The organism is Vibrio atlanticus (genome assembly GCF_024347315.1).
Taxonomy (GTDB): domain Bacteria; phylum Pseudomonadota; class Gammaproteobacteria; order Enterobacterales; family Vibrionaceae; genus Vibrio; species Vibrio atlanticus.
On sequence record NZ_AP025460.1, the window covers coordinates 2,106,761 to 2,133,135 of the forward strand.

General features: G+C 42.6%; 29 protein-coding genes and 1 pseudogene. 15 read left to right on the top strand and 15 right to left on the bottom strand.

All coding sequences use genetic code 11. From position 1 onward, the window contains the following. Positions 1-131 precede the first annotated feature (131 nt). Positions 132-1,469, top strand: coding sequence for an IS4 family transposase (locus OCV30_RS09330; protein WP_065680110.1), 1,338 nt, complete (start codon positions 132-134; stop codon positions 1,467-1,469). Positions 1,470-1,517: 48 nt separating this feature from the next. On the opposite strand, the gene OCV30_RS09335 is transcribed toward OCV30_RS09330, so the two are convergent. The 3 genes from OCV30_RS09335 to rsuA all read right to left on the bottom strand — a co-directional run bounded on the left by OCV30_RS09335 (position 1,518) and on the right by rsuA (position 4,304). Next, a complete protein-coding gene (locus OCV30_RS09335) occupies positions 1,518-2,177 on the bottom strand; it encodes a DUF2913 family protein (protein WP_009847083.1) in 660 nt (219 codons plus the stop codon). Further along, positions 2,177-3,394 carry a Bcr/CflA family multidrug efflux MFS transporter gene (locus OCV30_RS09340; protein ID WP_065680420.1) on the bottom strand — a complete coding sequence of 406 codons (1,218 nt, stop codon included), beginning with the start codon at positions 3,392-3,394 and terminating at the stop codon, positions 2,177-2,179. Before OCV30_RS09340 ends, OCV30_RS09335 begins: the two co-directional genes overlap by 1 nt. 214 nt (positions 3,395-3,608) lie before the next feature. Then, entirely contained in the window at positions 3,609-4,304 is a 696-nt protein-coding gene (gene rsuA / locus OCV30_RS09345) for a 16S rRNA pseudouridine(516) synthase RsuA (protein ID WP_009847085.1), read from the bottom strand. A 97-nt stretch (positions 4,305-4,401) separates the two neighbouring features. Here rsuA and radD point away from each other — a divergent pair, with 97 nt between their 5' ends. The 4 genes from radD to OCV30_RS09365 all read left to right on the top strand — a co-directional run bounded on the left by radD (position 4,402) and on the right by OCV30_RS09365 (position 8,817). Then, positions 4,402-6,144 (top strand): DNA repair helicase RadD, encoded by a 1,743-nt coding sequence (gene radD / locus OCV30_RS09350; RefSeq protein WP_065680421.1) that lies wholly within the window; start codon positions 4,402-4,404, stop codon positions 6,142-6,144. Between the two features lie 104 nt (positions 6,145-6,248). Beyond that, a complete protein-coding gene (locus OCV30_RS09355) occupies positions 6,249-6,647 on the top strand; it encodes a PepSY domain-containing protein (protein ID WP_017060378.1) in 399 nt (132 codons plus the stop codon). Between the two features lie 61 nt (positions 6,648-6,708). After that, entirely contained in the window at positions 6,709-7,368 is a 660-nt protein-coding gene (locus tag OCV30_RS09360) for a response regulator transcription factor (protein ID WP_004734666.1), read from the top strand. A gap of 102 nt (positions 7,369-7,470) precedes the next feature. After that, positions 7,471-8,817 (top strand): ATP-binding protein, encoded by a 1,347-nt coding sequence (locus OCV30_RS09365; RefSeq protein ID WP_065680422.1) that lies wholly within the window; start codon positions 7,471-7,473, stop codon positions 8,815-8,817. Positions 8,818-8,905: 88 nt separating this feature from the next. On the opposite strand, the gene OCV30_RS09370 is transcribed toward OCV30_RS09365, so the two are convergent. Both OCV30_RS09370 and OCV30_RS09375 read right to left on the bottom strand, forming a co-directional pair. Next, on the bottom strand, positions 8,906-10,213 hold the full coding sequence (locus OCV30_RS09370; RefSeq protein ID WP_065680423.1) for an LssY C-terminal domain-containing protein: 1,308 nt from the start codon (positions 10,211-10,213) through the stop codon (positions 8,906-8,908). Positions 10,214-10,227: 14 nt separating this feature from the next. Then, positions 10,228-10,956, bottom strand: coding sequence for a glycosyltransferase family 2 protein (locus OCV30_RS09375; RefSeq protein WP_054540994.1), 729 nt, complete (start codon positions 10,954-10,956; stop codon positions 10,228-10,230). Positions 10,957-11,325: 369 nt separating this feature from the next. Between OCV30_RS09375 and rplY the strand changes: the two genes are divergently transcribed. Then, entirely contained in the window at positions 11,326-11,604 is a 279-nt protein-coding gene (gene rplY, locus OCV30_RS09380) for a 50S ribosomal protein L25 (RefSeq protein ID WP_009847093.1), read from the top strand. 460 nt (positions 11,605-12,064) lie between these two features. On the opposite strand, the gene OCV30_RS09385 is transcribed toward rplY, so the two are convergent. Continuing rightward, the gene (locus OCV30_RS09385; RefSeq protein ID WP_065680424.1) at positions 12,065-12,391 is read right to left on the bottom strand and encodes a hypothetical protein; all 327 of its coding nucleotides are present in this window, start codon (positions 12,389-12,391) and stop codon (positions 12,065-12,067) included. 273 nt (positions 12,392-12,664) lie between these two features. Beyond that, a complete protein-coding gene (locus tag OCV30_RS09390; RefSeq protein ID WP_065680425.1) occupies positions 12,665-12,985 on the bottom strand; it encodes a hypothetical protein in 321 nt (106 codons plus the stop codon). 186 nt (positions 12,986-13,171) lie between these two features. Between OCV30_RS09390 and OCV30_RS09395 the strand changes: the two genes are divergently transcribed. The 3 genes and pseudogenes from OCV30_RS09395 to OCV30_RS09405 all read left to right on the top strand — a co-directional run. Next, positions 13,172-13,393, top strand: coding sequence for a TA system antitoxin ParD family protein (locus tag OCV30_RS09395; protein WP_009847096.1), 222 nt, complete (start codon positions 13,172-13,174; stop codon positions 13,391-13,393). Further along, the gene (locus tag OCV30_RS09400; protein WP_009847097.1) at positions 13,386-13,676 is read left to right on the top strand and encodes a type II toxin-antitoxin system RelE/ParE family toxin; all 291 of its coding nucleotides are present in this window, start codon (positions 13,386-13,388) and stop codon (positions 13,674-13,676) included. The genes OCV30_RS09395 and OCV30_RS09400 overlap by 8 nt, the downstream gene beginning before the upstream one ends. Positions 13,677-13,779: 103 nt before the next feature. Then, positions 13,780-13,875 (top strand): annotated as a pseudogene (locus tag OCV30_RS09405) (integrase); the annotation flags it as partial. Between the two features lie 251 nt (positions 13,876-14,126). Here OCV30_RS09405 and OCV30_RS09410 read toward each other — a convergent pair. Continuing rightward, complete coding sequence (locus tag OCV30_RS09410) at positions 14,127-14,750, bottom strand: hypothetical protein (protein WP_065680426.1); 624 nt, start codon at positions 14,748-14,750, stop codon at positions 14,127-14,129. 225 nt (positions 14,751-14,975) lie between these two features. On the opposite strand from OCV30_RS09410, the gene OCV30_RS09415 reads away from it, so the two are divergent. Both OCV30_RS09415 and OCV30_RS09420 read left to right on the top strand, forming a co-directional pair. Continuing rightward, the gene (locus tag OCV30_RS09415) at positions 14,976-15,863 is read left to right on the top strand and encodes a site-specific integrase (RefSeq protein WP_065680427.1); all 888 of its coding nucleotides are present in this window, start codon (positions 14,976-14,978) and stop codon (positions 15,861-15,863) included. Beyond that, positions 15,860-16,912 (top strand): IS91 family transposase, encoded by a 1,053-nt coding sequence (locus OCV30_RS09420; protein ID WP_065680428.1) that lies wholly within the window; start codon positions 15,860-15,862, stop codon positions 16,910-16,912. Before OCV30_RS09415 ends, OCV30_RS09420 begins: the two co-directional genes overlap by 4 nt. Positions 16,913-17,174: 262 nt before the next feature. Here the strand turns inward: OCV30_RS09420 and OCV30_RS09425 are convergent, their stop codons facing one another. The 3 genes from OCV30_RS09425 to OCV30_RS09435 all read right to left on the bottom strand — a co-directional run bounded on the left by OCV30_RS09425 (position 17,175) and on the right by OCV30_RS09435 (position 20,023). Further along, positions 17,175-17,624: a hypothetical protein gene (locus tag OCV30_RS09425; protein ID WP_065680429.1), complete on the bottom strand. Its 450-nt coding sequence runs from the start codon at positions 17,622-17,624 to the stop codon at positions 17,175-17,177. A 12-nt stretch (positions 17,625-17,636) separates the two neighbouring features. Beyond that, on the bottom strand, positions 17,637-18,020 hold the full coding sequence (locus tag OCV30_RS09430) for a hypothetical protein (RefSeq protein ID WP_065680430.1): 384 nt from the start codon (positions 18,018-18,020) through the stop codon (positions 17,637-17,639). 245 nt (positions 18,021-18,265) lie between these two features. After that, entirely contained in the window at positions 18,266-20,023 is a 1,758-nt protein-coding gene (locus OCV30_RS09435) for a P-loop NTPase fold protein (protein ID WP_065680431.1), read from the bottom strand. Between the two features lie 241 nt (positions 20,024-20,264). Between OCV30_RS09435 and OCV30_RS09440 the strand changes: the two genes are divergently transcribed. Together OCV30_RS09440 and OCV30_RS09445 are read left to right on the top strand one after the other, a co-directional pair. Next, positions 20,265-21,239: an integron integrase gene (locus OCV30_RS09440; RefSeq protein WP_065680432.1), complete on the top strand. Its 975-nt coding sequence runs from the start codon at positions 20,265-20,267 to the stop codon at positions 21,237-21,239. A 177-nt stretch (positions 21,240-21,416) separates the two neighbouring features. Next, on the top strand, positions 21,417-22,790 hold the full coding sequence (locus tag OCV30_RS09445; protein ID WP_065680433.1) for a cytochrome P450: 1,374 nt from the start codon (positions 21,417-21,419) through the stop codon (positions 22,788-22,790). Positions 22,791-22,982: 192 nt separating this feature from the next. On the opposite strand, the gene OCV30_RS09450 is transcribed toward OCV30_RS09445, so the two are convergent. The 3 genes from OCV30_RS09450 to OCV30_RS09460 form a co-directional block, all read right to left on the bottom strand. Next, positions 22,983-23,138 carry a hypothetical protein gene (locus tag OCV30_RS09450; RefSeq protein WP_244499067.1) on the bottom strand — a complete coding sequence of 52 codons (156 nt, stop codon included), beginning with the start codon at positions 23,136-23,138 and terminating at the stop codon, positions 22,983-22,985. Positions 23,139-23,267: 129 nt separating this feature from the next. Further along, entirely contained in the window at positions 23,268-23,663 is a 396-nt protein-coding gene (locus tag OCV30_RS09455; RefSeq protein ID WP_029222999.1) for a DUF3465 domain-containing protein, read from the bottom strand. Positions 23,664-23,730: 67 nt separating this feature from the next. Beyond that, complete coding sequence (locus tag OCV30_RS09460; protein WP_009847118.1) at positions 23,731-23,979, bottom strand: TIGR03643 family protein; 249 nt, start codon at positions 23,977-23,979, stop codon at positions 23,731-23,733. 498 nt (positions 23,980-24,477) lie between these two features. Between OCV30_RS09460 and OCV30_RS09465 the strand changes: the two genes are divergently transcribed. Then, complete coding sequence (locus OCV30_RS09465; RefSeq protein ID WP_009847119.1) at positions 24,478-24,669, top strand: hypothetical protein; 192 nt, start codon at positions 24,478-24,480, stop codon at positions 24,667-24,669. A 209-nt stretch (positions 24,670-24,878) separates the two neighbouring features. Then, the gene (locus OCV30_RS09470; protein ID WP_017097344.1) at positions 24,879-25,298 is read left to right on the top strand and encodes a BLUF domain-containing protein; all 420 of its coding nucleotides are present in this window, start codon (positions 24,879-24,881) and stop codon (positions 25,296-25,298) included. Between the two features lie 93 nt (positions 25,299-25,391). Here OCV30_RS09470 and nrdF read toward each other — a convergent pair whose 3' ends face one another. Further along, the gene (gene nrdF, locus OCV30_RS09475; protein WP_065680434.1) at positions 25,392-26,363 is read right to left on the bottom strand and encodes a class 1b ribonucleoside-diphosphate reductase subunit beta; all 972 of its coding nucleotides are present in this window, start codon (positions 26,361-26,363) and stop codon (positions 25,392-25,394) included. Positions 26,364-26,375: the final 12 nt, after the last annotated feature.

A 26,375-nucleotide genomic window follows, 5' to 3' on the forward strand; every position in this document is an offset into this window, starting at 1 on the left:
CACACCTTCTTGCTAGAAAAAGACCGCCATTTAGGCTAACACTGATCATTTAAGCATTTTCCTGATCAGTTGAACGATCCTACAGATGGTTAACAATACCCTTAAGCACTTTTGTTTAAGGGTATTTTTTTATGCTGTCACACTGGTTAATCGATGTTGACGATTTTGCTAATCCAGAATCTCTTTCTTTGTTCCAAAAAGACCTTCCGCTAGATTGGATAAACCAAGCTTTATCTGAAACGAACAAAGCGAGCATGCGCCGTAGAAAGTTACCTGCCGAACTTGTTGTATGGTTAGTCGTTGGTATTGGTCTATATCGAGATAGACCGATTACTGATGTACTCGATAAACTCGACCTCAAATTGTCTAATTCATTGGGTGAAACAATTGCACCTAGTGCAATTCCTCAGGCAAGAAAACGCCTCACCGCTAAGCCTTTAAAGTCATTATTCTCAATCACAGCAAAGCACTGGACACAGTCGGAAGATGCGGGTGATAAATGGAATGGTTTGAGCCTATTTTCAATCGATGGCACACAGTTTAGAACTCACGACAATCCAAGCTTAGCTGAGCATTATCAATATGTTTACTACCGAAAAGACAGGCACACTGAATATCCAATCGTTCGAATGTGCGCACTCACATCACTACGGAGTCGACTTATTCATGATGTGGCTTTTGGGGAAAGTTCTAAAGGTGAAATCAGCTATGCAAAAGATTTAATTTCATCAGCAGTCCCGAATTCATTGACCATTTTTGACCGTTGCTACTTGAGCGCAGAACTTATGCTTAACTGGCAACAAGAGCATGGGACAAGTCACTGGATGACGCCAATAAAGTCGAATGTGAAATATGAAACCATCGAGCAACTCGATGATGATGGGCGAGATCTGATTGTAGAGATGAAAGTCTCTCCACAAGCTAGAAAGCAAGACCCGAGCCTCCCGGAAACGTGGAAAGCTAGGCTGGCTCTATACCCCGATGATGGTGAACAACAACCCAATCATATACAAGGGCTGCTGACTTCTCTAACAGATAGAAAATACAGTTTAAAATCATTATTAGATGTGTACTTCGAAAGGTGGGAAATCGAGAATAGTTATGGCGAGATTAAGCATGACATGCTTGACGATGAAATTCTGCTCCGCAGTCAATCTGTAGAGGGTGTAGAGCAAGAGATATGGGGTATCCTTATCGCGTATAACTTAATCCGCCTGGAGATTAGCCGAATAGCAAAAGAGGCTGAAGTCTCACCACTTAGGATAAGCTTTACGATGGCACTTCGAGATATTCAAGATGAGCTAATGTGGTGTGCTATCGCCTCCCCAGGTTCGGTTCCCAAAAAGCTGCGAGCTATGAGAGAGCGAGTGAAACGTTATATTTTGCCCGAAAAACAAAAACGGCCCAAAGATAGGACCGTTCGTTTTAGTAAGACTCGCTACACTGTGCGATCTAAACACCTTAAATGATAGGTGTTGGCCATTTAGGCGGTCTTTATATTTTTAACTGTCACGAGATTAGCCAATAACGCTAATTGGGATCTCAGCAAGCTGGTTGCCTTGGTTAGCAGGATACACGATGTATTCACCGTGATACTTCACCGCTGACTTGTAGTCAGTGACTTTGTGAAGCATGAAACCCGCTTCCATCGCTGCTTGAATAAACTCAGCGTGGTTACCACGAACAAACCAGTTCATTGGTTTTACCATCAACTCACCGTCGAACGAGTCATCACACTGTTTGCCACAAAGTGCAAAAGAGTGCTCACCATCAGTGAAGAACTGAATTTTGCCGCCAGTCGTTAGCTCGTCTTCACTTGATACACTCCAACCCATCTCGTACATTTTGTCCATGAACGCTTCAACATCACTGTCTTTTAGCGCTTTAGGCTCTTCGCCTTCAGGGAAAAAACGTCCGTAAAACGCAGAGATACGTTTAAAGGTAAAAGTTAAATCAGAGTTATTGCCCTTTGAACGGCCCTGTTTCTGCCAGCGAACCAAGTCAGGCACAATCACACGATCATAAGACTGAGCCTTAATCGCCTTCGTTACCCAACGAACTAAATAAAGGTTGTTCGCAATAGGCGCATCAATCGCTTTGCCTGCTTTGTGCAGAGCGTAAAGCTCTCCCAATGCATCATTCACTAACTTCTGAATTTCAATATAGTATTTTGACATTATGCCTTCTTTCCTAATGTCCAATATAGTAATGCTGACATTACTGCACACGCAGCCATTACCATAGCCATAGACCCAGCACTGTCACTTGGCAGCATCGCAACGATAGCTCCAACGACAGAACCAGTACCAAATCTTAACGTTCCCGCAAGCGATGAAGCCGTACCGGCCATGTTTGGATAACCACTGAGCAATAGACCCATAGAGTTACTGCCGATAGTAGAAATGGTGCCAATAAATAGCATCACAAACGGCACAATACCCCAAAGCCCGAGATCCAATAACCAACCAACCAGTAAACCGACGCCAGCTAATAATTGAATGACCAGCGCGGCTCTCAGCATGGTATGAGAGCCAACCTTCTTAACAATTCGACCATTAATTGTCGTCATCAGAATCATCGCAACGATGTTCAGACCAAACAGGTAACCAAACAGGTCAGGACGTACTCCATAGACATCAATGTAGACAAAAGAGCCTGCGGTTAAGAATGCAAACATCCCAGAGAACGAGAACGCACCCGAGAAAATTAGGCCCATAGCGGTCGAGTTTTTACATAAACGAGCGTAATTGCGAATCGTGGTTTTAAAGCGCAATGGCTGACGATTTTCAACAGGCAGTGTTTCAGGGATCTTAATGATAACCGCAAGAATCACGATAACCGCAAAAATAGCCAACACCCAAAAGATTGAACGCCAACCGAACCACAATGCCAAATAACCACCAATCATAGGGGCAATTAATGGCGCAACCGTCATCACTAAGGTAACGAACGACATGGTTCTTGCGAAATCTTCACGGTCGAACATATCGCGCACAACCGCTTGGATAATAACCGCTGCGGCAGCACCTGCAAAACCTTGAGCCGTACGAACTAACGTTAACGCTTCAATACCATGAGTCGTCGCACTCACGACAGACGCTATCGCAAAGAAGAGCACACCAATCAGTAGAACTGGCTTGCGACCATAACTGTCGGCTAACGGACCATGTAACAACTGACCTAAAGCGAAACCTGCGGTGTACGCGGTAAGTGTGATTTGCACTTCCCCTGCTGTCACACCAAGATCTTTGGCGATCGTTGGCATTGCAGGTAGGTACATATCGATGGCGAGTGGTGTTAAAGCACCAATAGCGCCCAGAACCAAAAATAGCATCCAACCTAACTGAGGCGTTTGTGATTGTGAGCTTGGGGTCTGTGAGGTAGACGTTTGCATAACTCTCCGACTAAGTACTAAGTTCTATGTGAACACGAGCATGCAGGCAGCAATATACGAATATACACATAGCAATACACGAATACGCACAGTGATACACGAATATGCGCACACATACATGAACATATAGTAATAATGGCTGAAACTGTCCTAGTACCAGTCAAAATAATCAGCCGACGCTATCCTTGGTCGGCCACATCTACGGTAGAAAAGATTACTTCCAGATAGAGTCTACTTCTTCTTGTGTTAGGTAACGGTATTCACCCAACTCTAAAGACTCGTCCATCTCAATTTCACCAATACGTTCACGGTGCAGTGCTTCTACCTTGTTACCAAGTGCTGCAAACATGCGTTTTACTTGGTGGTATTTGCCTTCGTGAATCGTTAGCAACACTTCACGCTCTGCACGTACTTCAAGGTGTGCTGGAAGTGTTAGGCCGTCTTCGCTCTTAAGCTGGATGCCCTCTTTGAACTTTTCAACGTAATCGTCTTCAACAGGTTCAACCAACCACACTCGGTACATCTTCTCGCACTTGTGCTTTGGCGATGTGATGCGGTGAGACCACTTACCGTCGTCTGTCATTAAGACAAGACCCGTTGTATCAACATCTAAACGACCTGCAAAGTGCAGCTTGTCCATTTTGATTTCATCGAGTAATTCAAACGCAGTGCGATTTGAACCATCTTCATGCGAACAAACAAAGCCTTCTGGCTTGTAAAGCATGATGTAACGCGGGCCGTGAACATTCAGTTCATTGCCTTGCCATTCCACAACGCACTCTTCAGTTACCTTGAGTGACCCGCTTTTTTGAATGACATCATTTACTGTCACTGCCTTGGATTTTAATAAGTGTGTTGCTTCTCTTCGAGTGACGCCTAACGCATCGCACAGAAATTTATCTAAACGCATGAATACCTCAACTAATCTAAGTCGGGTATTATAGTCACCTTTGCTCAATTAGTTGAGCTATTTCACACTATTTGTTTTCTACCCTACAAGACGCGATATGTATACACTCCGCCCGTACCAAGCTGATTCTGTAAAATCAGTGATTCATTACTTCAGAAAACACCAAACTCCGGCTGTTCTTGTGTTGCCTACAGGCGCAGGGAAAAGCCTTGTGATTGCAGAGCTAGCAAGGCTTGCGAAAGGTCGAGTGCTGGTACTCGCTCACGTTAAGGAGTTGGTCGAACAAAACCATGAAAAGTATGAAGGTTATGGGCTAAAAGGCTCAATTTTCTCTGCGGGTTTAGGGCGAAAAGAGACAGACCAACAAGTGGTGTTTGCTTCGGTTCAATCTGTGGTTCGCAACCTCGATTCATTCTCTAACCAATTTTCACTGTTGGTTATCGACGAATGCCACCGTGTGCCAGATGAAAAGACCAGTAGCTACCAAAAAGTGATCACCCACTTGCGCGAGAATAATTCGGGCATCAAGGTGCTTGGACTGACCGCGACCCCCTATCGTCTTGGTATGGGTTGGCTTTATCAGTATCACACGCGTGGACAAGTACGATCTGAAGAGCCTAGGTTTTTCAGAGATTGTATTTTCGAGTTACCGATTCGCTACTTGTTGGACGAAGGCTTTCTAACACCAGCACGCATGATCGATGCGCCAGTATTGAGCTATGACTTCTCACAGCTAAAACCTGCAAGTACAGGCCGTTACAAAGAAGCCGAACTCGATATGGTGATCGAGCAATCTAAACGTGCGACCCCACAAATTGTCGACCAGATCATTGAACTGGCCAAAGACAAGTTAGGGATCATGGTATTTGCTGCCACTGTTAGACACGCACAAGAGATCCTTGGCTTACTGCCTGAAGGTGAATCGTCAATCGTAATTGGCGACACACCAACTCTCGAACGTGACCAAATCATCAGTGACTTCAAAGAACGTAAAATCAAGTTCTTGGTTAACGTATCGGTATTAACCACAGGTTTTGATGCCCCTCATGTCGATTTAATCGCGATTTTGCGTCCGACAGAGTCCATCAGTTTGTATCAACAAATCGTTGGCCGTGGCTTACGCTTATCGCCGGGTAAAAAAGAGTGTTTAGTGCTCGACTATGCTGGCAACAGTTATGATCTTTACCAACCTGAAGTGGGCGACCCTAAACCCGACTCAGACAGTGAAATCATCACCATCCCCTGCCCAGCATGCGGCTTCAACAATAACTTCTGGGGCAAGCTAGACAGCAATGGCTTCTTGGCAGAGCACTTTGGCCGTAAATGCCAAGGCTACTTTACCGATGAAGACACGGGCGAACGCGAACACTGTAATTATCGCTTCCGAGCCAAATACTGCGGTGAATGCGGCGCTGACAACGACATTGCCGCACGTATTTGCCACGAATGCGATGCCACCTTAGTCGACCCAGATAAAAAACTGAAAGAAGCACTGAACTTAAAAGATGCGTTGGTATTTGAGTGTTTAGAGATGGACCTTAACGTTCTCAAGGACGACAAAGGCAAATCGCAACTTAAAGTAACCTACCGTGGTGAAAACCAAGCACAGGTGCATGAGTTTTGGTCATTAACCACCAAGAAACAAAAGCAGAACTTTAAAGACCAGTTTGTTCGCCCTCACCTTGCCGACAGACACCGCCCTTTTGAGGAAGCCTCACCAACGAAAGTGGTTGCTCACCAACATAGATTCCGCCCACCTCAATTCGTGATTGCACGTAAAGTCGGGCGCTTTTGGAAAATGAGAGACAAAATATTCGAAGACGAGCTTCAGCAACGTTAACATCTCATTTTTTGAGAACCTAAATCTCATTATTCATCAGGTTCACTTTCTGTTCAGAATTACTTTTTTATACTGAACGCTATCAACCTTCTCTAGGATTCGCTATGTTTAGTAAAGTTATGATTTCTATGTTTTCTTTAAGCTTAGGCTTATGTGTCGCCGCTAGTGCGTGGGCTGACTCAGATCATAACGGTCATGATCTTGTACAAGATGTCCATAAAGCGGGAACCCGTATCGAATTTGAAGAAGATCAAGACGAAGTCTACGAAGCCGTACGCGAAGGCTATATTCGCCCTTTCTCAGAAATGTATGCGGCCGTTGAGAACGATCTTCATGGCAGAATCATTAAAGTAGAGCTAGAAGAAGACGATGATATTTGGGTGTATGAACTAAAAATCAATTACCAAAACAACATCATCAAAGTCGAATACAACGCTGAGACGTTAGAAATGCTCATGATTAAAGGCCGCAACTTTAAAGACGCAATTAAACACGGCGACTAGTTACGTACGACGAAGAGCTAAGCACAACGAACAGTCATTACAAGAATTAAGAAGAACAATTATGAAAATTTTAGTCGTTGAAGACGAACCTCGCTTGGGCCAACAAATTCTAGAAACCCTTGAGGGAGCCGACTGGGTTCCAGAACTTTCTCAAGACGGTATCGACGCACTCTACCGTGCAACATCAGAAGAGTGGGATGCCATCGTTCTCGATTTAGGTCTACCTAAGCTTGACGGCCTAACCGTATTAAAAGGCATTCGAGACGAAAACATTAACACGCCAGTGATTATATTAAGTGCGCGTGACACGCTGACCCAACGTGTAGAAGGCTTGAATGCAGGCGCTGATGATTACCTAACTAAACCATTCGAAATGGTCGAGCTGATAGCCCGCATTCGTGCTCAACTACGCCGAGCGTCAGGCAGTGCTGCTCCTATACTTCAAATTGGTGATTTAAGCCTAGACACACGCAGCTCTAAAGTGTTGTGGCAAGGTCAAGCGGTTAGCCTCACGGCGCTAGAATATAAAGTTGTCGCGTACTTCATGCATAACCAAAACAAGGTTATCTCGCGCACTGAGTTGGTCGAGCACATCTACAAGCAAGACTTCGACCGCGACTCAAACACGGTTGAAGTGTTCATCGGTCGTATTCGTAAGAAAATCGCACCAAAGATCATCAAAACTGTTCGTGGCCTTGGCTACCAACTGAATGCTGAATAATGCTGTATTTAATTAAGCTAAGAGCAATCTCCAATTAGTGGACAGCCTGTGCTGATCGTCGTTGTTCTCATAGCAAGATGAGCAAAGACAGGCTGGTAACGTATGAATCTAAAAAAACGAACACTTAAAAACGTCAGTCTAAAAAGCCGCTTGCTCCTCGCCGCGGCTTTTTGGCTAGGTGCGATGATATTAGCGGCAGGCGTCGGAATACCTAAGTTGGTTAACGATTACTTGGTCGATGACGTCAAGCAACAGCTCAGCCTAACCATGGACGAGTTAACCGCCAACATAGAAACCAACGACAGTGGTAACCTCATCATGGCAGAGCGTCTGTCTGACCCTAGGTTTAACCAACCCTACAGTGGTATTTATTGGCGAGCTGCTACCCAAGACCAGATTATTCGATCTCGATCTCTATGGGACAAAGACCTCACCATCAAGCGTTCGCCGATTCATACTTCAATCAAAGGGCCTGAGAAAGAAAAGCTGATTTACATCGAGCAGGATATCTATCTGCCTGAACTGAACGATCCTGTCACGATCACCATTGGTATTGATGAAGACCCATTAGAATCCACACTGACCGAACTTACAGGTCAAGTCTGGTTGATTCTGATGTTGCTGTTTGTGGGGGTGCTGATGTTGATTGGTATTCAAGTCAGCTGGTCACTATTGCCACTGAGTAAGATGCAACGTGAACTGGTGATGTTAAGAAACGGCGAGCAACAAGGGTTAAGCGACAACTACCCGAAAGAAGTTTCTCCATTAGTTTCTGACCTCAATGCCCTACTCTTCCACTATCAAGAGTTATTGGAGCGAGCGCGTAACCACGCTGGAAACTTATCTCACGCTTTGAAAACACCGCTGTCGGTTTTGAAAAATGAGATAGAGCGACTTCCAGATGATGATAAGACCTTGTTACAACAACCCATTCATCAGATTCAGAACCAAATAGATTATCATCTTGGCCGTGCACGCATGGCAGGTGCAATGAACATTCTTTCGGTGAAGTCATCACCTTGTGAGCGTGTTGAAGCTATCTCAATGGCGTTTGATAAAGTCTACGCTGCCAACGAAGTCACCATGATTAACGAGTTAGACTCTGAGATTGAAGTAGCAGTAGAAAAAACCGACCTTGATGAAATGGTCGGCAACCTACTCGAGAACAGTTACAAATGGGCGAGCAGCATTATCCGAGTCCATTCGAATGAACTCGACGATGGCAACATTGAATTGGTGATTGAAGATGATGGCCAAGGCATTCCTGAAGAGAAACTTGAGCAAGTGACCAAACGTGGCGTTCGACTTGATGAAACCACGCCAGGAACAGGCTTAGGGCTTAACATCGTGAATGAAATGGCGCACAGCTACCGAGGCAGCCTAACGCTCAGCAAGAGTTCAATGGGCGGATTAAGAGCCTCTCTGGTGCTAAAACTAAGCAAAGGTTAAGTAAGCTAAACGCGCTAAGTAAACCAAGTAAACACGATAAGCCCTAGCACAACGCTAGGGCTTAGTTCAATCGACCTTACATACGACCCTATATATCGTTCACAGCAACATCCAAAGCTTGTGAATCATCGCGGTAGGTTGCTACTCCGATCATCAAAATCCTGCCATCAGTATAATAGTCATGATCGTCATCGATCACTTCCACCGTAGCTAATGGGTACTTGTCTAGATCAATATCTGGCAGTGACGTTCGTATCTGATTAGCAAGCCTATCTCGTTCTTCATCAACATTAGGGTCAATGTTATGCAGTATGGTCACAATGCCTGAGTAAGGGGTGACTTTAAGGCCATCATCATAGCTGATTGCACCTAACCACTGAGGCTGGTTAGTTTGAACATCAACACCAGCGCGCCACCAGCGAATGTGGCTGCGCTTCATCAAATTACCCGGCAACTGAAACGCCATATCTTGTGGCTTGTCTCGCCAATACAAATCGGACACTGGCGGCGTTTTGTCTCTAAGCAATGCGAGATAGCCAGCCCATTCAATCTCATTTCGAGAGAAAGTTTGATTTTCTATCCAGCCCAATTGTTTCATTAAGTCTCTTGGGGTTGCTCCAACATATAGTACGTTGATAGCTTGTGCCGAGTAGAATGAAGATTTGCCTGGGAACGCTTTATAGGTAACCGAATTCCAGTCGACTTTGTCAATTTGAGCCGTCTCTGGTTGATTCTTAAAATCATCCGCTTTCCAGAAAAAGTGTGCGTAGTTCGCAAACAATACCCACGCCAACAGCAACGCACTGGATTTAAGCACCAAGCGTCGCCACTTCATTCGATAACCAATAATGGTGAAAACCAATACCGTGAACACACCGGCGATCAAACTATTATGCTCAGAGATAAATATCTTAAGGCTATTAAGCCACGGGAAGTTTTCAACGCCGTGCGCCAGTAACATGCCCCAAGCAATGAACTGTCCACCACCAAGAGCCAAGCCGATAAACGCCAACACACTGAAATTGCGCCACCGTACACGATGTGAGCCCGCTATAAATGGCACAACCCAAGCGATAGGCCCTAATAAGCGAGCAAAAAGAATGATGTATGTGCCTTTGCGAGCAATTAGGTAACGGCAGCGCGCAATTAATCTTTTGGTTTTGGGACGAAACTTAATGAGCCTTCGCTGTGCTTTCGCACCGTATTTATAGCCAATGAAATAACTGAGTTGGTCACCAAGCAAACCACCTAACATGACCAAAACCAACGCCATCCATGCTCCTGAATACAGTTGAAAGCCCGCTGCAACAAAAAAGGGCTCTCCCGGTACAAATAGGTTTGGGCCAATGAGAGCATCACCCAATGCCCCCAGAAACAGCCCTAGTCCATCAAACATAACAACCTCAATACTTACTGTTCTTTGTAGTGACCAAACTTGTAGTTCATCTCGTTGTTACGCATTTCGCCTTTGAAGAAGCGTCTTACATTGGCTTTAAGATAAGTTGAGCCTGTCTTCACAACGCCATCTTGGTCTAAACGACGTGGGTCAAAACCAAAGGTCATATTCAGGAATCTAAATCGCCATGTTTTGCTCGCACGTTTTACGTAGTCACAGTCTTCACACAGGACGATCTCTTCATCGAAACCGCCGATCTCATCATGCGCTCGTTTAGTCGAAAAAATACAGGCGCCAATCGCCGTCGGGAAAAAGAACTGGGTAGTAAATAAGCCTGCGTTAAATAGCCCGTAACCAAACTTGTGTACAAGCGGCAGACCTTTGGAACTCATGTACACACCCGCCACTTCAAGCTTCTTCTCCTCCAATTCATAAAGCGCTTTCGCAAGGAAGTTTCGAGGCAAACTCACGTCAGCATCTAAGAAAAGGATTCGGTTGTATTGCGCCAATGAAGCACCTGTGTTTCGTCCAAGGCTCACACCACGATTTTCCATATGATGAACCGTTAATTTTGGCAACGCGTTTTCATAGGCTTGCGCAACGTCCCTTGTGTTGTCTTCACTGTTCGAGTCGACAACAATCACCTCAAATTCTTGATGGGTTTGCACACTCAACTCTTCCATTAAGCGGCTGATGCGTTTCTCTTCGTTTAGCGTAATTACGACAATGCTTACCGGTTCCATATTTTCACCTATTCATTCTGCTGTTTAATTAACACTAAGATTAACCAACCAAGCCTTAACCAAGTCTTAGGCAAACATTCATTTTCCGTTCATTAACTTGATGATTTAGCAACGCTATAAATAGATAAGATAGGCAATGTAAAAGACGATAAAATGGGGTAAATAAGCGCTAGTGAACGTTTTATCTCCAAACGAATCATTTATCGAAGGAAATTCACTTTGAGATGGGCTTCTGACTTGCTCAGATTTGAATGTGATGTTAGTATCCGCGCTCGCTTAAGCATGAACTCGTTTATGCCTAAGCTTTACCACATACTCAAGGTCGCATTGAGGTGTGAAGTTAATTTTTACTAATTTGAGAGTAAAACTATGAAATTTGAAGCAGTAGTACGTACTGAACTAGGTAAAGGTGCGAGCCGCCGCCTACGTCACGCTGGTAAATTCCCAGCTGTAATCTACGGTGGCGAAGCAGCAGCTGTAGCTATCGAACTTGTTCACGCTGACGTGATCAACCAAATGGATAAGCCTGAATTCTACGAAACAATCACTCTAGTGATTGACGGCGCAGAAGTTAAGGTTAAGCCGCAAGACGTTCAACGTCACGCGTTCAAGCCTAAAGTTGAGCACATGGACTTCATCCGTATCTAGTTCCCTACCAAGGAATAAGATTGGATTAATCCAGCCTTCTGCATAGAAAAGATAATCGATCTTACCAGTCGAGAAATCTAGAAATTCGAAACCCCGATGCTACCAACATCGGGGTTTCACCGTTTCTGAGCCCTCAAAAACGCCTCAAATCTCGCGCAATACACTGAAAATAATCAACTTTTCCTCTCCCCACTTTATCCCAGCCTTGCTTGGGTGGATTAAGGGTGGACGAAAGGTGGACTTATACAGTAGTTTTTCTAACACAAAGACTAGACCGCTTTTTCGCTAGGCTCGCACACTCACTTTTCAAAACATAACACTGAGCCTCCCTGGCCAAAAGTCATGGATTCGATTCCGAATTAGCGAATAAAGAGGAGTAATATTAGGATGGTTGTAGCAGTTTATCTTGGAAGGTTATCGTACATTTACTAGGTCAAGCGGCCTGATTACCCGACTTTCCTTAGGATCTTCTTTCTAGAGCGTTCGTAATGTCTTTTTTGAGCTCCTCTGAAAGGCGTTCGAATTGTTTTGGTACAACCAAACCTTCCTCGCACATTTGCATGAGTTGGATAAATGCTCGGCTTCGAGAATGGCCATCAAAAATAAGCTTCATTTGCTTTTGAGATTCTTTAGAGTACTCGCACATAAAGTGAAACCTTTCCCCTACAGATTCTGATTCATCAGTGATCGTTTTGATGGCTTCATTTAGCTGACGAGTACAAAATAGTTGCGCAGCTTCACTCTTTATCTCGCAAAAGATTTTCCAATCAGACTCTTTGATATTCATACAGACCTCCACAAAGTGTTACTTCTTAGGGTAGAACATTACGGCGTTTAAAAAACGTGAACGACACGATTACCCAATAGTAAACAGAGCGCTGTTAACACGAAATCTATTCTTTCATTTGAGTGCAAAGGTTAGCTCTGAGTGTTCAATAGCTGTAACTAGTAGCCGACTTCCAATACCCTTGTTCTGGTAATTTCGATTTCACTTGATGCTAAGAAATACAGGCATAAAATTTGGCCAGAGGTACATATAAGAATCCGCCTTAAATGCTTGTTATCTGCGTTGCTGAAGATTAGCGACATGATGTTTATACTTCTTCTCACGCCAACACCATATTGCATAACTTAACGGGATAGCACCTATCGACCCCCAAAAACCACTCATCAATACATCGGTAGTTTGCGCCCAGCCCCAAACACTTTCTGACATAAACAACGGTTCAATACTTCGACCTACCATCACGCCTAAGATTGCTGGAAATGATGTACGAGCAGTAAATCTGAGACTCCCTTTCTTCCTCTCTAGCTTCCACTTGGAAAATTCGACATCTGGATCTTTCACTATTGCCTCCATAAGATAATTTGCCTGAAGCACATAATGCCTAATTGAGTCGCTGACAACACTACCTATACACTCAAACCTACGACCGAAATCACTGAAACTAATCCTAGTAGAAAATTACAAGCGTAACAGTCTGCTTAAATGCTTGTCATGGCGCAATTTGCAACACCTGTGGCGATTTACTACAATATAAATACAAACTAAATTAGGAGACATATTATGGCTACTGCAAGTGTACGTATTGACCAAGATCTTTTTGATAAGGCTGCGATAATGGCTAAAGCACTAAACCGCACTACACCAAAACAAATTGAGCACTGGGCTAAAATCGGGAAAATGATGGAAGACAACCCTGATCTACCTTATGAGTTCGTAAAGCAAGCAGTCATAGCAAAAGCTGAGAAGGAAGCAGGTAAATTAGAGGCTTACTCTTTTGACTAAGATTACCAACATTCTTCAGACACCTACTTTTAAGAAGGCGGTCAAGAAATTACACAAGAACCAAAAAACGGATCTAGATAATGCTATTCGAGCCCTTATGGAAGATCCGCATCTTGGTGAGCAGAAGAAAGGTGACCTGTTTTTCTTGAGAGTGCATAAATTTAAGATGGTTAAGCAATTAACATTGCTCGGTTATAGCTATGAAGATGGTACTGTAACTCTCGAACTAATAGCTCTCGGCTCGCACGAAAATTTTTATCGAGATATGAAGAAAATATATTGATTCAATGTGATCGAAAATATCCTTGCCCGTCTGAGCCATACTCGTTTGCTGAACGAAGCCGCTACGCGGCAGAGTAAAACAGCTACCATCCATACTCTTGTAACGCTATAACTCTCCTTATGAACAACACCTTACTAACCTTAAACTGCAAGGTAAACCACCTGCAACTATTGATGCCTATTCTCGTGCGGTTCGTCGAAAGGCATTGGATAATAAGGAGAATGGCATTGACGAAAACAGAGGAGATGTGACGACGAAAGAAACGAAAAACAGCTAACTGGTTGATAAGATTGTTATCGCAACCTTACCTTGACCTCGCTCGCATTGAGAAAAGCCTCAAAGCGATGTGCCCTTCAAATGCAATCGTACAATTTACTTAATAAAGTGGCTTCGGGCTTGTTCAACACTCGGGATTTAGTGTTGGCTACGCAACACCTTAATCCTTATTTGTTATATTTTTGATGCCGCCATCAGTAAACAGTAGTTTTTTACGCTTTCACAATGCTCACCCATCCAGTATGCAAATGGGGTACTTCGGTGCCAATTTAGATCAACCAAGCTATTGTGAATTGTACTATCTGGAGTACTAAGTGAACCATGTGCCACAACTTGCGCTGGTACATTGTTTAGTCCACACCACCATTCAGGCATCGAACGTTTCCACTTTGTCTCAAGCCAGACATCAGATAAAGCAACTACGTATTCACTTTCGAAACCGGTAACCCCATTGTCATGAAGGAACTTTTTGTCTCGATGATGTAGACGCTCAATATCGTTTATAATTTCTTGTTTTTTCTTTGTGTGAGATAAACGTTTTGCCTCAATGAAAAAAACAGCTTTGTGCTTAGGAGAAAAAACAAAACCATCAATGTGCTGCTTTTTCTCAACCCACGGAAACTCAAGCCATGATACAGCTCGATCATCATCGAGACATTTCATTAGGGCATTTACGTAGATATGAACTTGGTTGGCTTCTGTGAAACCAGTACTCCCTCGCGCTGGATAAAAATTTGTTAGCGTTCGGGTGTAAGTCGCTACCATTTCATCAAATGATCTAGAAATTATTTGTTCCATCGAAACCTCAGAAAAATATAACGCTTTGCTAAGTGGCAGACAACGCAACACTTAACCTAAAGCAACGCACCTTAAACACAAATCCAATTGGAACTGAAAATGCCACGCGTTGGCTGTCCGTCTTTAGCAATTTGTTGAACGAAGCCGCTGCGCGGCAGAGTAAAGCGAGTGCAAGCCATACTCTTGTAACACCATCATATTGATGGTCGTTGACAGGAGTAACTTATGAATGCCACCGACTTAGAACGCTACAACACCCTTTATGAACAACACCTTACCAACCTAAAGCTGCAAGGTAAACGACCCGCGACCATTGATGCCTATTCTCGTGCGGTTCGTCGGATCACCGCTCATTTCGATCGCGTCCCTGACACATTAACCACGGCCGATCTCAAACAGTTCTTCGCGTCTCTTATCCAAACCCACTCGTGGAGCACCATTAAACTCGATCGTAATGGCTTGCAGTTTTTCTATCGCTACACACTGGGTAAACAGTGGGAGTGGCTCAATATCGTGAAGCCGCCACAAGTGAAACGACTGCCCGACATACTCACACCGCAACAAGTCAGCTCACTGATTAACCACACGCGACAAGCCCGTTATCAAGTCTTCTTCTTAACTCTTTACAGCATGGGATTACGCCTTGGTGAAGGGCTCAACCTCACGGTTCACGATATCGACAGCCAAACGATGCGGGTTCACATACGCGAAGGAAAAGGCGGCAAAGACCGAATGGTGCCGCTTCCTCTGCGAACGCTTAAGGCACTCCGCACACACTGGCTCAGCCACAAGCACCCTCACTTACTGTTTCCCGGGCTTGGAAAAGGTGACGACGCACCGATGGACAGAGGCGGTATTCAAAAAACCATGAAGCTTGTGCTCAAAGAGTGTGACATCCAAAAACACGCCAGCCCCCACTCTCTCAGACACTGCTTTGCAACGCACTTGCTTGAGCAAGGGCTTGACCTGCGTTCACTGCAAACGCTGCTGGGTCACGCAAGCCTTAATACCACAGCCCGTTACACCCGAATGACTGCGCTAAAACAACGCGATGCTGCGATGGCCATCAACCATTTAACTGACGCTCTAGACTTAACGGGGAGCATTACATGAGTACCTTTATTGAACTGCTTCGCCAACACCACTCTACGCTTAAGCGTCACTATCATGCGCAGCTCAATGGCGATATGCATCGGGCCATTGCGGCGATGCTCCGTTGCAAAACAGAGCAACAAGGTCGGTCACAGTGGTTTTGCAGCCACTGCCATCACGACGACCGATTACCGCTTTCTTGTGGTCACCGACACTGCCCTCAATGCCAACAACGCACCACTTCTGACTGGCTACAACGTCAGCAGCAAAAGCGGTTACCTGTTCACTATTTCATGGTGACCTTCACTTTGCCGTATCAACTAAGAGTCTTAGCAAGACATCAACCTAGAGCGACATATAACGGTATGTTTAAGGTGGCATCGGGGGTTTTAAAGGACTTTGCGAAAAGACAGATGCAAGGTGAACTTGGTTTTACCGCCGTGCTGCATACCCACAGCCGACAACGAAACTTGCATCCACACCTGCACATTATTGTGGCGGCAGGTCAATACGACCCATCAAGGCGAACGTGGCACAAAGGCAACAAGCATTACCTTTTTAACGCGTTTGCTTTGGCCAAAGTATGGCGAGCAAGAATGCTAGAGGCCATTAATCAGCATACAACGTTGTGGCTGCCGAGTGGCATACCCAAGCAATGGGTGGTCGATTGTAGGCAGGTTGGTTATGGTCAGGCTGCACTGAGTTATTTAGCTCGCTATCTCTATCGTGGCGTGTTGCCTGATGAAGACATCATCCATATCACCGATGATACGGTCACGTTCCGCTATAAAGAGAGCCAGACCAATGCATGGCGAACGCGCACTTTGCCCATCCTTAAGTTCTTGCTGCTCATTTTGCAGCACGCGCTCCCCAAAGGGCTACAACGAGTTCGAGACTACGGATTTTTACGTGGTCAAGCACAAGCCTTAAGAGTTCGTATTCAGCTGTTGCTGTTGAACTTGGTCTATAGGATGCCGCCAGTGCCAGCACCGGTAAGGAGCAAAGCGATACGAACCTGCCCTTGCTGTGCACATGAGATGGCGTGCGTTGGAGTAAGCCGACCCATGTAGCCGAAAGGCATTTGATAATAAGGAGAATGGCATTGACGAAAACAGAGGAGATGTGACAACGAAAGAAACGAAAAACAGCTAACTGGTTGATAAGATTGCTATCGCAACCTTATCTTGACCTCGCTCGCCTTGAGAAAAGCCTCAAAGCGATGTGCCCTTCAAGTTCAATCGTACAATTTACTTAATAAAGTGGCTTCGGGCTTGTTCAACACTTGGGATTTAGTGTTGGCTACGCAACACCTTAATCCTTATTAGTTAGCACTCAGTCTTCCGATATTTCGAACTTCTTAGCTTTAATTTCAAGAGCTTTTTGCATGGCTCTTCTTTCATCTCTTTTTTGAATATAATAGTGAGCTAGCCCTGATACTAAACTTAAAGCTATACCACCAAAAATAAACAACATTTGTTGGGTAGCACCACCATAAATAAGCTCCATGATTTGTTCATAAAACACACCAACAACAACCATGATAAGCCCTACAAACATATATACCTTGAGCAAAGTCGCAGTCATTGGCAGAGATGTTCTTCTATTTGGCTTAACGTAGGTTATTTCCTTTTCAGCATTTTTGATATCCGTCGCTGTAATTTCAACAAAGTCGTCACCAAACACATACTTCCTCTTTCGAAGAAACTCTTCAAGTTCTCGCTTACGTAATAACTGATAGTTTTCTAGTGCTTGAGAGCCAGATTCTGTATAAATAACTTTCATTTTATATTTACTCTACTTCGACTTTGCATTGGAAATACGGGTTGCTACCAAAACGCCAGCTAGGACAACTGCAACGACAAAAACCGGAGTTCCCCAATCTTTAGACAAATTAGCAGCAGCGTAGGCAGAAATAGCTGTAAGGACATACTCTGAAACTTGACACAAAATCCACCATTTTGACGTCTTTTCTGTTCCAAATGTATTGCTTATGACATTGGCTGAAGACCTTACGTGATCATGTGTAACTTCTCTTGGCATATCTTCTGCTTTTGCTGCATCACCAAAATTAAGTGATTTTTTATAGAGCACATTTGCATAGTCACCTACGGTGGACTGATATCGCTTAACTCCTGACAGTGTGAAACCAGCCTCTTTTAATTCTTGATCTGTTTTCAAAATACCTAACCTTTGTGGAACAACTCTTAATTTCTTATAAATCAGAATATTATATCACATCAAATTTTTATACATTCTAAATTTGCTCCTAAACTATCGATTTGTTGTGAGTGCTAACGCCTGCATAACACGTTTACTACTAAGCAATTATACTTAATATTGACGGCTTAAAACGAGAAACACTCGGCAAACTGAGATTGTCGAGTGTAGTAAATCGTGTTGATGCATTTGTTAACTGGCATTTTCTACGATTGAACCGTTGCTATACCTAGATTAGTTTCCATTCGTCTACACGCGTCTACAAAACAAGTATGAAGTTCTTCTATGCTAGCAACCTTAAGCCCAAAACCTAGCTCACCACTTAAGACAACAAGCATTGCAGATATCTCCTTAAGAGTCTCAATCTCAAGTTGAAAAAAGTCTTGAATATTAGCAAACCTGTACCGATGTCGATTAAACCTAACGAACTGGAACAACTCTTCATTAGACCAACAAAGGATGGCATCCCTAATTACTTCAACGCCAATATCTTGATAGATAGCTGTATGCATTAAGCTTTGATGGGCTTCATTTTGAACACTAGACCACGACTTAATAAATCTTTGAGAAAAATCTGTGTACTTATTATTCCGAGATAAGATATCAATCTCATCTTTTTTTGCATAATATGCCTTACTTACTTCTTCATTATAAAAATTAGTTCTGTAATCATGATCGAATGTGCCATTTTCAATTGGCACAGTAAAACGACTGATTTCGACACTTTTGCATATATCCAATAATTCTTCTTTAGAATATTTAGACGACTCTATAATTTTATTATCTAGCATATAAAGGTATATATCACACATGCTAAACCACTGATAAGAATCAATATCAGTTACAGTTGACATATTCTCTTCAAGTAACGTAACACCTGCTGTAAATTCATCCACTGACAGTTGATTTTGTGCCCATATTGATTTCATTGAATCAAGAAGTGTTTGTTTTATTGGTAAATTAAGCTCTTCTTTTAAAGAATCAAACTCAAAAAGCCCATCACAACAATAAGAAATTAATTTTTTATTTACACCATAGAAGTTATCACTAAAAATATTGTCTAGCCTTTCATATTTACTATTTTCAGATTCTTCAGTATTTTCGGCCATTTGACGAATAATTCGGGTATCAATAGCATCAATAATTTGCTCTTTAGAAAATCCATATTCAAATTTCGCACAACAAATTCTAATGATCTCCCCCAATACCCTCGATAGTGCTTGGTCTAAAATAAAATTATCAATATTTTCAATCTCGCTTTTAATACGGGTGAATTTTGCAATAGCTCGTTTTAAAACACGAATATTTCTTGAATCAATAGATGTTATATTTAAAAGAAGTTCATTAGCTAATTGTTCATCAATACTTTCATAAGTATTTTTTAGGATGTCGACCACTTCTTCGTGAGTAAAACTAAATTTGTACTTATCAGCAAACACTTTCTCTACGTCACTTTTACAATCTAGTTTGTCTTCATTAGCTACACACACAACTCTGATGTCTTTTGACTCAGCTAAACTTAAACACTCCCCTAAAATATTTTTAACCAATTTCTCATCGGCTACACGCTCTAAATCATCTAAGATTAAGACACAATTATTAAGCTCACCATACAATTTATACTTGTATGCACCTGCAGCACCACTTATAACAGCTCCAACACCTCTTTCACCTAAGTTGTTTGCCGCACCATCAATCCCCTTGGCGAAGAATTTAGCAAATACGGACGCTTCTTCTTGATCTGTCAGCGACAACGAAATTATTTTATCTCTAAAGTCATCAATACTTGAAATCCCATACAGAGAAAAGAAATAAACTTTTTGTGAAAAGGTTTGTTCAATTCTTTCGATTAAGTGATTACGTATAAAATGCGTCTTGCCACTACCCCATCCTCCATCTAGCAAAACTACTTGAGGAAAAGACGTATCACTCAATAACTCTATTATTTGATCTGCTTGTTTCACAATCACCTCAAAATTATTAATGCCAGTTAACAGCTCTTAGACAGAAAAATTCTGCATTTAAATGTAGAATTTTTCTATCTAGTATCTTGATGAAGTTAACCATACCCCGTTTTTATGAAAACTAACAGCAACTTAAGCACTACGAGCATCTGCCTGAATCCCAAAATACAGATTTTTTCTATATAGAATGAATTGATGTGCCAAACTGAAACTCATGTATATATAACCAGTTAAAATTAAAATGCAAAAATCACCATTTCTAGCCTACATACAAGAGTATATGTTGGGGAGACACTATGCTCTTCGTACTACACAGGCGTACATTTATTGGATTCACCAGTACATTCTTTATCATAATAAAAAGCATCCCAGAAGTTTGACTTCAAGGCATGTAGAAGACTTCTTGACGCACTTAGTTGTTGATAGGAAGTCAGCACAGAAAACGCAGAGCCTAGCCCTCAATGCGATAGTCTTTTTATACAAAGAAATCATCCAAGAACCCATTGAACTTGATATGCAGTTTCGCCGTTCAGACAAATCCCGAAAGTTGCCAACGGTTATGACTCCAGAAGAAATTGGCAGGTTCTTTAACCACTGCTCACCTAACTTCAAATTACCTTACCAATTAATGTATGGGTCAGGCCTACGGTTGATGGAGTGTCTACGCTTACGAATGCAAGACATCGACTATGACTACAAATCAGTGCGAGTGTGGCAAGGAAAAGGAGGAAAGAACCGTATAGTGACAATAGCCCCCGAGCTTTTTCCCGCAATCAAGTTACAACAACAGAAATCCGCAGAATACTATCAGCAAGATATACATGATAAAGCTTTTTCTGGCGTATACCTGCCCGACTCTCTAGCTAAAAAATACCCGAGTGCAGAAAGAAGCTTAAATTGGCAATTTCTTTTTCCTTCTGCTCGTCTGGCCCCCGATTTACGAACAGGTGAATTACGTAGGCATCATATTCATCCAACAGCGCTACAAAAACACATTAAGGTCGCTAGCCAAAAATCCGACATTGAGAAAAACATTTCCTGCCACACTTTAAGGCATTCATTTGCGACGCACCTTCTTCAAAGCGGTGCTGATATTAGAACAGTTCAAGAACAGCTTGGACATACCGATCTAAAAACAACGCAAATATATACTCACATCATAGATAGAGGAGCCAACGGCGTAATTAGTCCACTATCAAGAATATTCGTTAAGTAATTGTCGGGGAATCTCGGGTTCCGAGGTTTCGTAAACTTAGCGGCTAACCACTCACTTACATACCTTTACTTAACAAACCAGGAAACTTGCTAAATTAAATGGTGACTTTTACTTATCGCTCTAGCCGTAACTTCCGTATTGTTACGCGCCATCAATGATATACATAAGGAAATGCAAATGAAGCGAATTGAGCAACTACCAATGCCACCCACTTCTGGTGTTTTAGGACATGTGAGCTATTTAAAAAAGTCCAATGTTCATCAACAAATGTTGTGTTGGATTAAAGAGTACGGTGCTCATTTTCGTTTAAAACTAGGCATGAAAGATGTACTTGTATTGTCTGATGCAGCTCAAATCAAATCAGTGTTGAAATCGAGACCGGATGAGTTTCGCCGCCTAAAGAATATCGAGAGTGTCTTTGATGAAATCGGTCTTAATGGCGTATTCTCTGCTGAAGAGGAACGTTGGAAGCATCAACGAAAATTAACAGAACCGATGTTTCAACCGAGTCACCTTAAACATTTTCACCCTCAGTTAAGCGTGATTACAGAGCGTTTGGGAAAGCACCTTGAAATGCTAGCGGAATCAGGAGAAGTGGTCGAATTAGTCTCTGAATTTAAAAAATACACTGTCGATGTAACATCTCTGCTAGCGTTCGGGGAAGACTTTAACTCTATAGAACAAACAACGGTGCCACTAAGTAAAAGCTTACAAAACGTATTTCCGGTAATAAATCAACGCTGTAGTTCTCCAATTCCATTGTGGCGTTTTTTCAAAACGAAAAAAGACAAGCTGTTTGATACCAGTTTGGAAGACATTGGGCATTTCGTTTATGGGTGTATTGAAAAACAACGCGCTCGTCTGGTTCACGAACCAGTCCTTAAAGATTCACCAGAGAACATGCTGCAAATCATGTTATTGGAACAAGAACAAGATTCCTCATTAACTGACCAAGATATTATGGCTAATGCGATTACCCTTCTATTAGCGGGTGAAGATACCACAGCGAATACACTGGCATGGATGGCGTTCTTAGTCAGCGGCAATCGCAGTAGTGAGTTGGCCTTACAAGATGAACTTGACGCCCTAGGGAAGAGAAAGGTCTTAGAATGGCCGCTTCCTCGAACACCTTATATGACAGCGGTGATGTATGAAGCCATGCGATTAAAGCCGGTAGCACCACAACTTTATTTGGAACCCACACGAGACACTCAGATTGGTGACATCGAAGTAAAAAAAGACACACCTGTTTTTGTAATGCTACACGCGAATGGTTTTGACCCTGATTTATTTGAAGATCCAACAACGTTTAACCCGAATCGTTGGGTAGAAAAAGATGGCGCTTCCTTCTCTAACCTTCAGCCGTTTGGTGGAGGAGCAAGGCTATGCCCTGGACGCTCATTGGCCATGATGGAAATAAAACTCGCCTTTCATACATTGTTTAAAGAATTCAGCATCGAGCCACAACAAGCCCCTGAAGCTGTGGTTGAACAGTTTGCGTTCACGATGTCTCCTGTTGGGTTTAATGTAAAAATAACCAAGCGAAGTTAGCTTACAAATAGACCTATCGAGAGCCAATGATAAAGCCGAACCATCGGCTTTTTCGTCTATTTCAACTCATCCAACACTTCATAGCATTCAGTGTCTATTTTCAGATAAGTACCTTGATCTAAAGCTATCGTATGAAATTCTGGGTCACCCACATCATTAACCAAATTGACTTCAAGCCAAACTTTGCCAAATTCATCGATATACCAAACTCGCCACAAAAAGATTAGACTGTACAAGCAGCTGATAAAGCTTGTAGGTCATATACAAGTCTGAACCCGCTTTCTGTGATGCTTCAATGAGATCATCAGGAATACTCACGACTTGAACTAAATAATTCACTTCAATCATAAAGCCTCAAATTATTAAATCACTAAAAACCAAGTTACAACAAAACCCAGTGAGAGACATGCTTTCCACCGCCTATCTCTAACACTCTATAGATACTCTTTAATGGCAGAGATGCCATGCCAAGTGCGTCTACTCGTATATTTTCCCATTATGCTTTAGCCAGCCATGAGCATGGTGATTCCGAGGATCTTTGTGGGTCCAGTGCATCACCCCACCTTTCTTGTTCCATTCATACTCCCCATAAAATTCAACTCTATCGCCCTTTCTCAATCCCTGAATACGAGGAGCTAAATCAATATTATGTGCCACCAGCAAAGTTTGTCCGCTGTCGAGTCTTAAGATAAACTTCTGATGTCGAGAGCCTTTATTATCGTCTGGAAGCAATCGTGAAACTAAACCCGAACCACGTACTTGAACATCACTTTGGTGATTTTGGTAAGCTTGCTTAAGTCGCGCATCATTGGCCTGAACATGGCTGACACCAAAGCAGAGCAATACCAAAAATAGAGTAATAAACTTTTTCATTCCTTTTATTCCTTTCTTTTCCATACAGGGATATCCATTGAGGCTACAAATCTACGTAAGTATCAATTTAACGATGCTTATACTGAGTAGGGCAATAACCTCTAGATACATCTGAGCTACGAAGTTTTACGTGCTTGGTAGAGCGACCAGAAACGCGAGTACGCCACAACTTGAAACTGCCAAGCTTCAAACGACTGCGCATCAAGCGAATCACCTCTGATTCATTTAAACCAAATTGCAGTTCTATTGCTTCAAACGGCGTTCTGTCTTCCCACGCCATTTCAATAATTCTTGATTCAGTCTCTTTAGATAACATCTTTGCCTACTCATCTTCAATTAAATGAACAGAAATACGTTCCTTCTTGCTCATTAGATCAAAGACTTATCGCTTAAATTGAAAAACCCCAACATCCAAAAAGCAACGGCAGAATTACTAATCCATCAAGTCATCAAGTCCGTTTATGGCTAAAGATTAAAACAGGATGCCGAAGATGCGACATCGCAATAACCTGAACCAATACAAAGTAATTTCGAAAAAACGTAAAACCACAAACCACACTAGTTCGATTTGTAACCACTTATTACATTGAATTTTTTTAAATAAACCCCTACCCAAAAGTCTACTGAACGGTGGTCACATTACACCATACTTATCATAGGTAATACGGCCATCCACCCTCTTATTTATCACATTTTGGAATACCAAAATCATTCAATTGAACTCATCAACACAGCTTATTAATTAAGCAATTGAACTCATAACCTAGACCCTGTACGCTTACACTATGCACACGGTTACTTAATGGAGATCACAATGAACGAACTACTGACAAGCGCCATGGAACAGAAACAACGAACAACAGTGACCAGTTTATTCGCAAGGAATGGATTTAAGATCGCAGCCACTGATTTTGATGATGTGACTTTTGAACGTGAAAGCGTATTGGTCAATGTTCGATTCGATGCATCTTCCAACGTCGAATCGATTTCGGTTCTTAACGACTAACGAGAGACTCGATGCAAGCAGGTCGCTAGAATGATTGAATGAACAACATTCGGCTCATTTTAGCGCATCTTGCTAGCTGTCCTTTGCTACTTCATCACCATCCTCTCTTCCAAAAGCCACCGAGTGACAATTAGGCCAATAACTCGCAATTCCATGAGCTTGGCTTATATTTATTAATACCCTTTGAACAAAAATTCGAAATGATGCCTATGTTCCTAACTCGGTTAATTTATGTCAGTACACTTTCCGAATGTTGTGATTCCAAAGCACTGGATGAAATACTCACTATCTCACGAGACCACAATCGGCAGAGCCATCTAACAGGGCTTCTCAGTCATAATCAAAAGTACTTTCTTCAATGCATTGAAGGCTCTAGGGAGGCGGTAAACCATACCTACAATCACATCCTAAACGATAAGCGGCACGAGAGAGTGACCATACTGTATTTTAAGGAAGTTGATTGTCGAGAGTTTGGAGATTGGTCAATGGGAGACATTCCGCAGTCTAATTTGACTGAACTGTTGAACTTACAATTTTCGACTTCGGATCAATTTAACCCATACGAAATGTCTGGCGAAAGTGCTTATAAAATGCTTTTAGAGTTAAAGCAAAATCTGCCGTCTGAGTGACCTAATTTTCAAACGGCAAGCCTTAGAACGATGATGTCGATTCAAGGGTAAGTAATCCTCTTTCAAGCCCGAGTTCATACTCGGGCTATTCGTTCAAAAATCCCAGTCATCGTCTTCGGTCGCGACAGCTTTACCTATGACATAAGAAGATCCAGAACCAGAAAAGAAGTCATGATTTTCGTCAGCATTTGGCGACAGGGCGGCCATGATAGCAGGGTTAACCTGACACAACTCATCCGGGAACAATGCTTCAAACCCGAGATTCATCAATGCTTTGTTGGCATTGTAATGTAGAAAATGCTTCACATCTTCAGTTAAGCCAACAGGATCATAAAGCGATTCGGTATATTGTGTTTCGATTTCATAAAGAGAGAACATTAATGAATAAGCTTCATCCTTAACTCTCGCCTGTTCTTCCTCACTAAGAGATTGGTAAGCGAGTTGAAATTTGTATCCAATGTAGTAACCATGAATCGCCTCATCACGAATAATCAGACGGATCAAATCCGCTGTATTGGTCAGTTTTGCCCGACTCGACCAATGCATGGGTAGATAAAACCCAGAATAGAATAAGAAACTCTCTAGAAAAACACTGGCCACTTTTTTCTTTAACGAGTCGCCTTCAGCCAAATAATCGTCGAGGATAATCTGTGCTTTTTTCTGTAACAGAGGGTTCTCTTCAGCCCAGCGAAACGCTTCATCAATTTGCGGCGTAGTACACAAAGTTGAGAAGACAGAAGAGTAACTACGAGCATGAACGGCTTCCATAAAAGCGATATTGGTTAATACCGCTTCTTCATGAGGCGTTCTCGCATCTTCCATCAAGGCTGGCGCACCCACCGTATTCTGAATCGTGTCGAGTAACGTTAAACCGGTAAAAACTCTAATCGTTAGCGTTTGCTCTTCTTCAGTTAGTTGCTTCCATGTTTGAATATCATTGGATAAAGGTACCTTTTCAGGCAGCCAAAAATTAACCGTCAGGCGATTCCAAATCTCTAGATCTTTGCCATCAATCATACGATTCCAGTTAATCGCTTGAACGGGGCCGGATTCCATCTTTTTCATTGCGTTTATCCC

What these genes read in the sequence shown, in the direction of transcription:
- OCV30_RS09330 (WP_065680110.1), top strand. Translation starts at nt 132, where the DNA reads ATGCTGTCACACTGGTTAATCGATGTTGACGATTTTGCTAATCCAGAA.
- OCV30_RS09335 (WP_009847083.1), bottom strand. Translation starts at nt 2,177, where the DNA reads ATGTCAAAATACTATATTGAAATTCAGAAGTTAGTGAATGATGCATTG.
- OCV30_RS09340 (WP_065680420.1), bottom strand. Translation starts at nt 3,394, where the DNA reads ATGCAAACGTCTACCTCACAGACCCCAAGCTCACAATCACAAACGCCT.
- rsuA (WP_009847085.1), bottom strand. Translation starts at nt 4,304, where the DNA reads ATGCGTTTAGATAAATTTCTGTGCGATGCGTTAGGCGTCACTCGAAGA.
- radD (WP_065680421.1), top strand. Translation starts at nt 4,402, where the DNA reads ATGTATACACTCCGCCCGTACCAAGCTGATTCTGTAAAATCAGTGATT.
- OCV30_RS09355 (WP_017060378.1), top strand. Translation starts at nt 6,249, where the DNA reads ATGTTTAGTAAAGTTATGATTTCTATGTTTTCTTTAAGCTTAGGCTTA.
- OCV30_RS09360 (WP_004734666.1), top strand. Translation starts at nt 6,709, where the DNA reads ATGAAAATTTTAGTCGTTGAAGACGAACCTCGCTTGGGCCAACAAATT.
- OCV30_RS09365 (WP_065680422.1), top strand. Translation starts at nt 7,471, where the DNA reads ATGAATCTAAAAAAACGAACACTTAAAAACGTCAGTCTAAAAAGCCGC.
- OCV30_RS09370 (WP_065680423.1), bottom strand. Translation starts at nt 10,213, where the DNA reads ATGTTTGATGGACTAGGGCTGTTTCTGGGGGCATTGGGTGATGCTCTC.
- OCV30_RS09375 (WP_054540994.1), bottom strand. Translation starts at nt 10,956, where the DNA reads ATGGAACCGGTAAGCATTGTCGTAATTACGCTAAACGAAGAGAAACGC.
- rplY (WP_009847093.1), top strand. Translation starts at nt 11,326, where the DNA reads ATGAAATTTGAAGCAGTAGTACGTACTGAACTAGGTAAAGGTGCGAGC.
- OCV30_RS09385 (WP_065680424.1), bottom strand. Translation starts at nt 12,391, where the DNA reads ATGAATATCAAAGAGTCTGATTGGAAAATCTTTTGCGAGATAAAGAGT.
- OCV30_RS09395 (WP_009847096.1), top strand. Translation starts at nt 13,172, where the DNA reads ATGGCTACTGCAAGTGTACGTATTGACCAAGATCTTTTTGATAAGGCT.
- OCV30_RS09410 (WP_065680426.1), bottom strand. Translation starts at nt 14,750, where the DNA reads ATGGAACAAATAATTTCTAGATCATTTGATGAAATGGTAGCGACTTAC.
- OCV30_RS09415 (WP_065680427.1), top strand. Translation starts at nt 14,976, where the DNA reads ATGAATGCCACCGACTTAGAACGCTACAACACCCTTTATGAACAACAC.
- OCV30_RS09420 (WP_065680428.1), top strand. Translation starts at nt 15,860, where the DNA reads ATGAGTACCTTTATTGAACTGCTTCGCCAACACCACTCTACGCTTAAG.
- OCV30_RS09425 (WP_065680429.1), bottom strand. Translation starts at nt 17,624, where the DNA reads ATGAAAGTTATTTATACAGAATCTGGCTCTCAAGCACTAGAAAACTAT.
- OCV30_RS09440 (WP_065680432.1), top strand. Translation starts at nt 20,265, where the DNA reads ATGCAAAAATCACCATTTCTAGCCTACATACAAGAGTATATGTTGGGG.
- OCV30_RS09445 (WP_065680433.1), top strand. Translation starts at nt 21,417, where the DNA reads ATGAAGCGAATTGAGCAACTACCAATGCCACCCACTTCTGGTGTTTTA.
- OCV30_RS09450 (WP_244499067.1), bottom strand. Translation starts at nt 23,138, where the DNA reads ATGATTGAAGTGAATTATTTAGTTCAAGTCGTGAGTATTCCTGATGAT.
- OCV30_RS09455 (WP_029222999.1), bottom strand. Translation starts at nt 23,663, where the DNA reads ATGAAAAAGTTTATTACTCTATTTTTGGTATTGCTCTGCTTTGGTGTC.
- OCV30_RS09460 (WP_009847118.1), bottom strand. Translation starts at nt 23,979, where the DNA reads ATGTTATCTAAAGAGACTGAATCAAGAATTATTGAAATGGCGTGGGAA.
- OCV30_RS09465 (WP_009847119.1), top strand. Translation starts at nt 24,478, where the DNA reads ATGAACGAACTACTGACAAGCGCCATGGAACAGAAACAACGAACAACA.
- OCV30_RS09470 (WP_017097344.1), top strand. Translation starts at nt 24,879, where the DNA reads ATGTTCCTAACTCGGTTAATTTATGTCAGTACACTTTCCGAATGTTGT.
- nrdF (WP_065680434.1), bottom strand. Translation starts at nt 26,363, where the DNA reads ATGAAAAAGATGGAATCCGGCCCCGTTCAAGCGATTAACTGGAATCGT.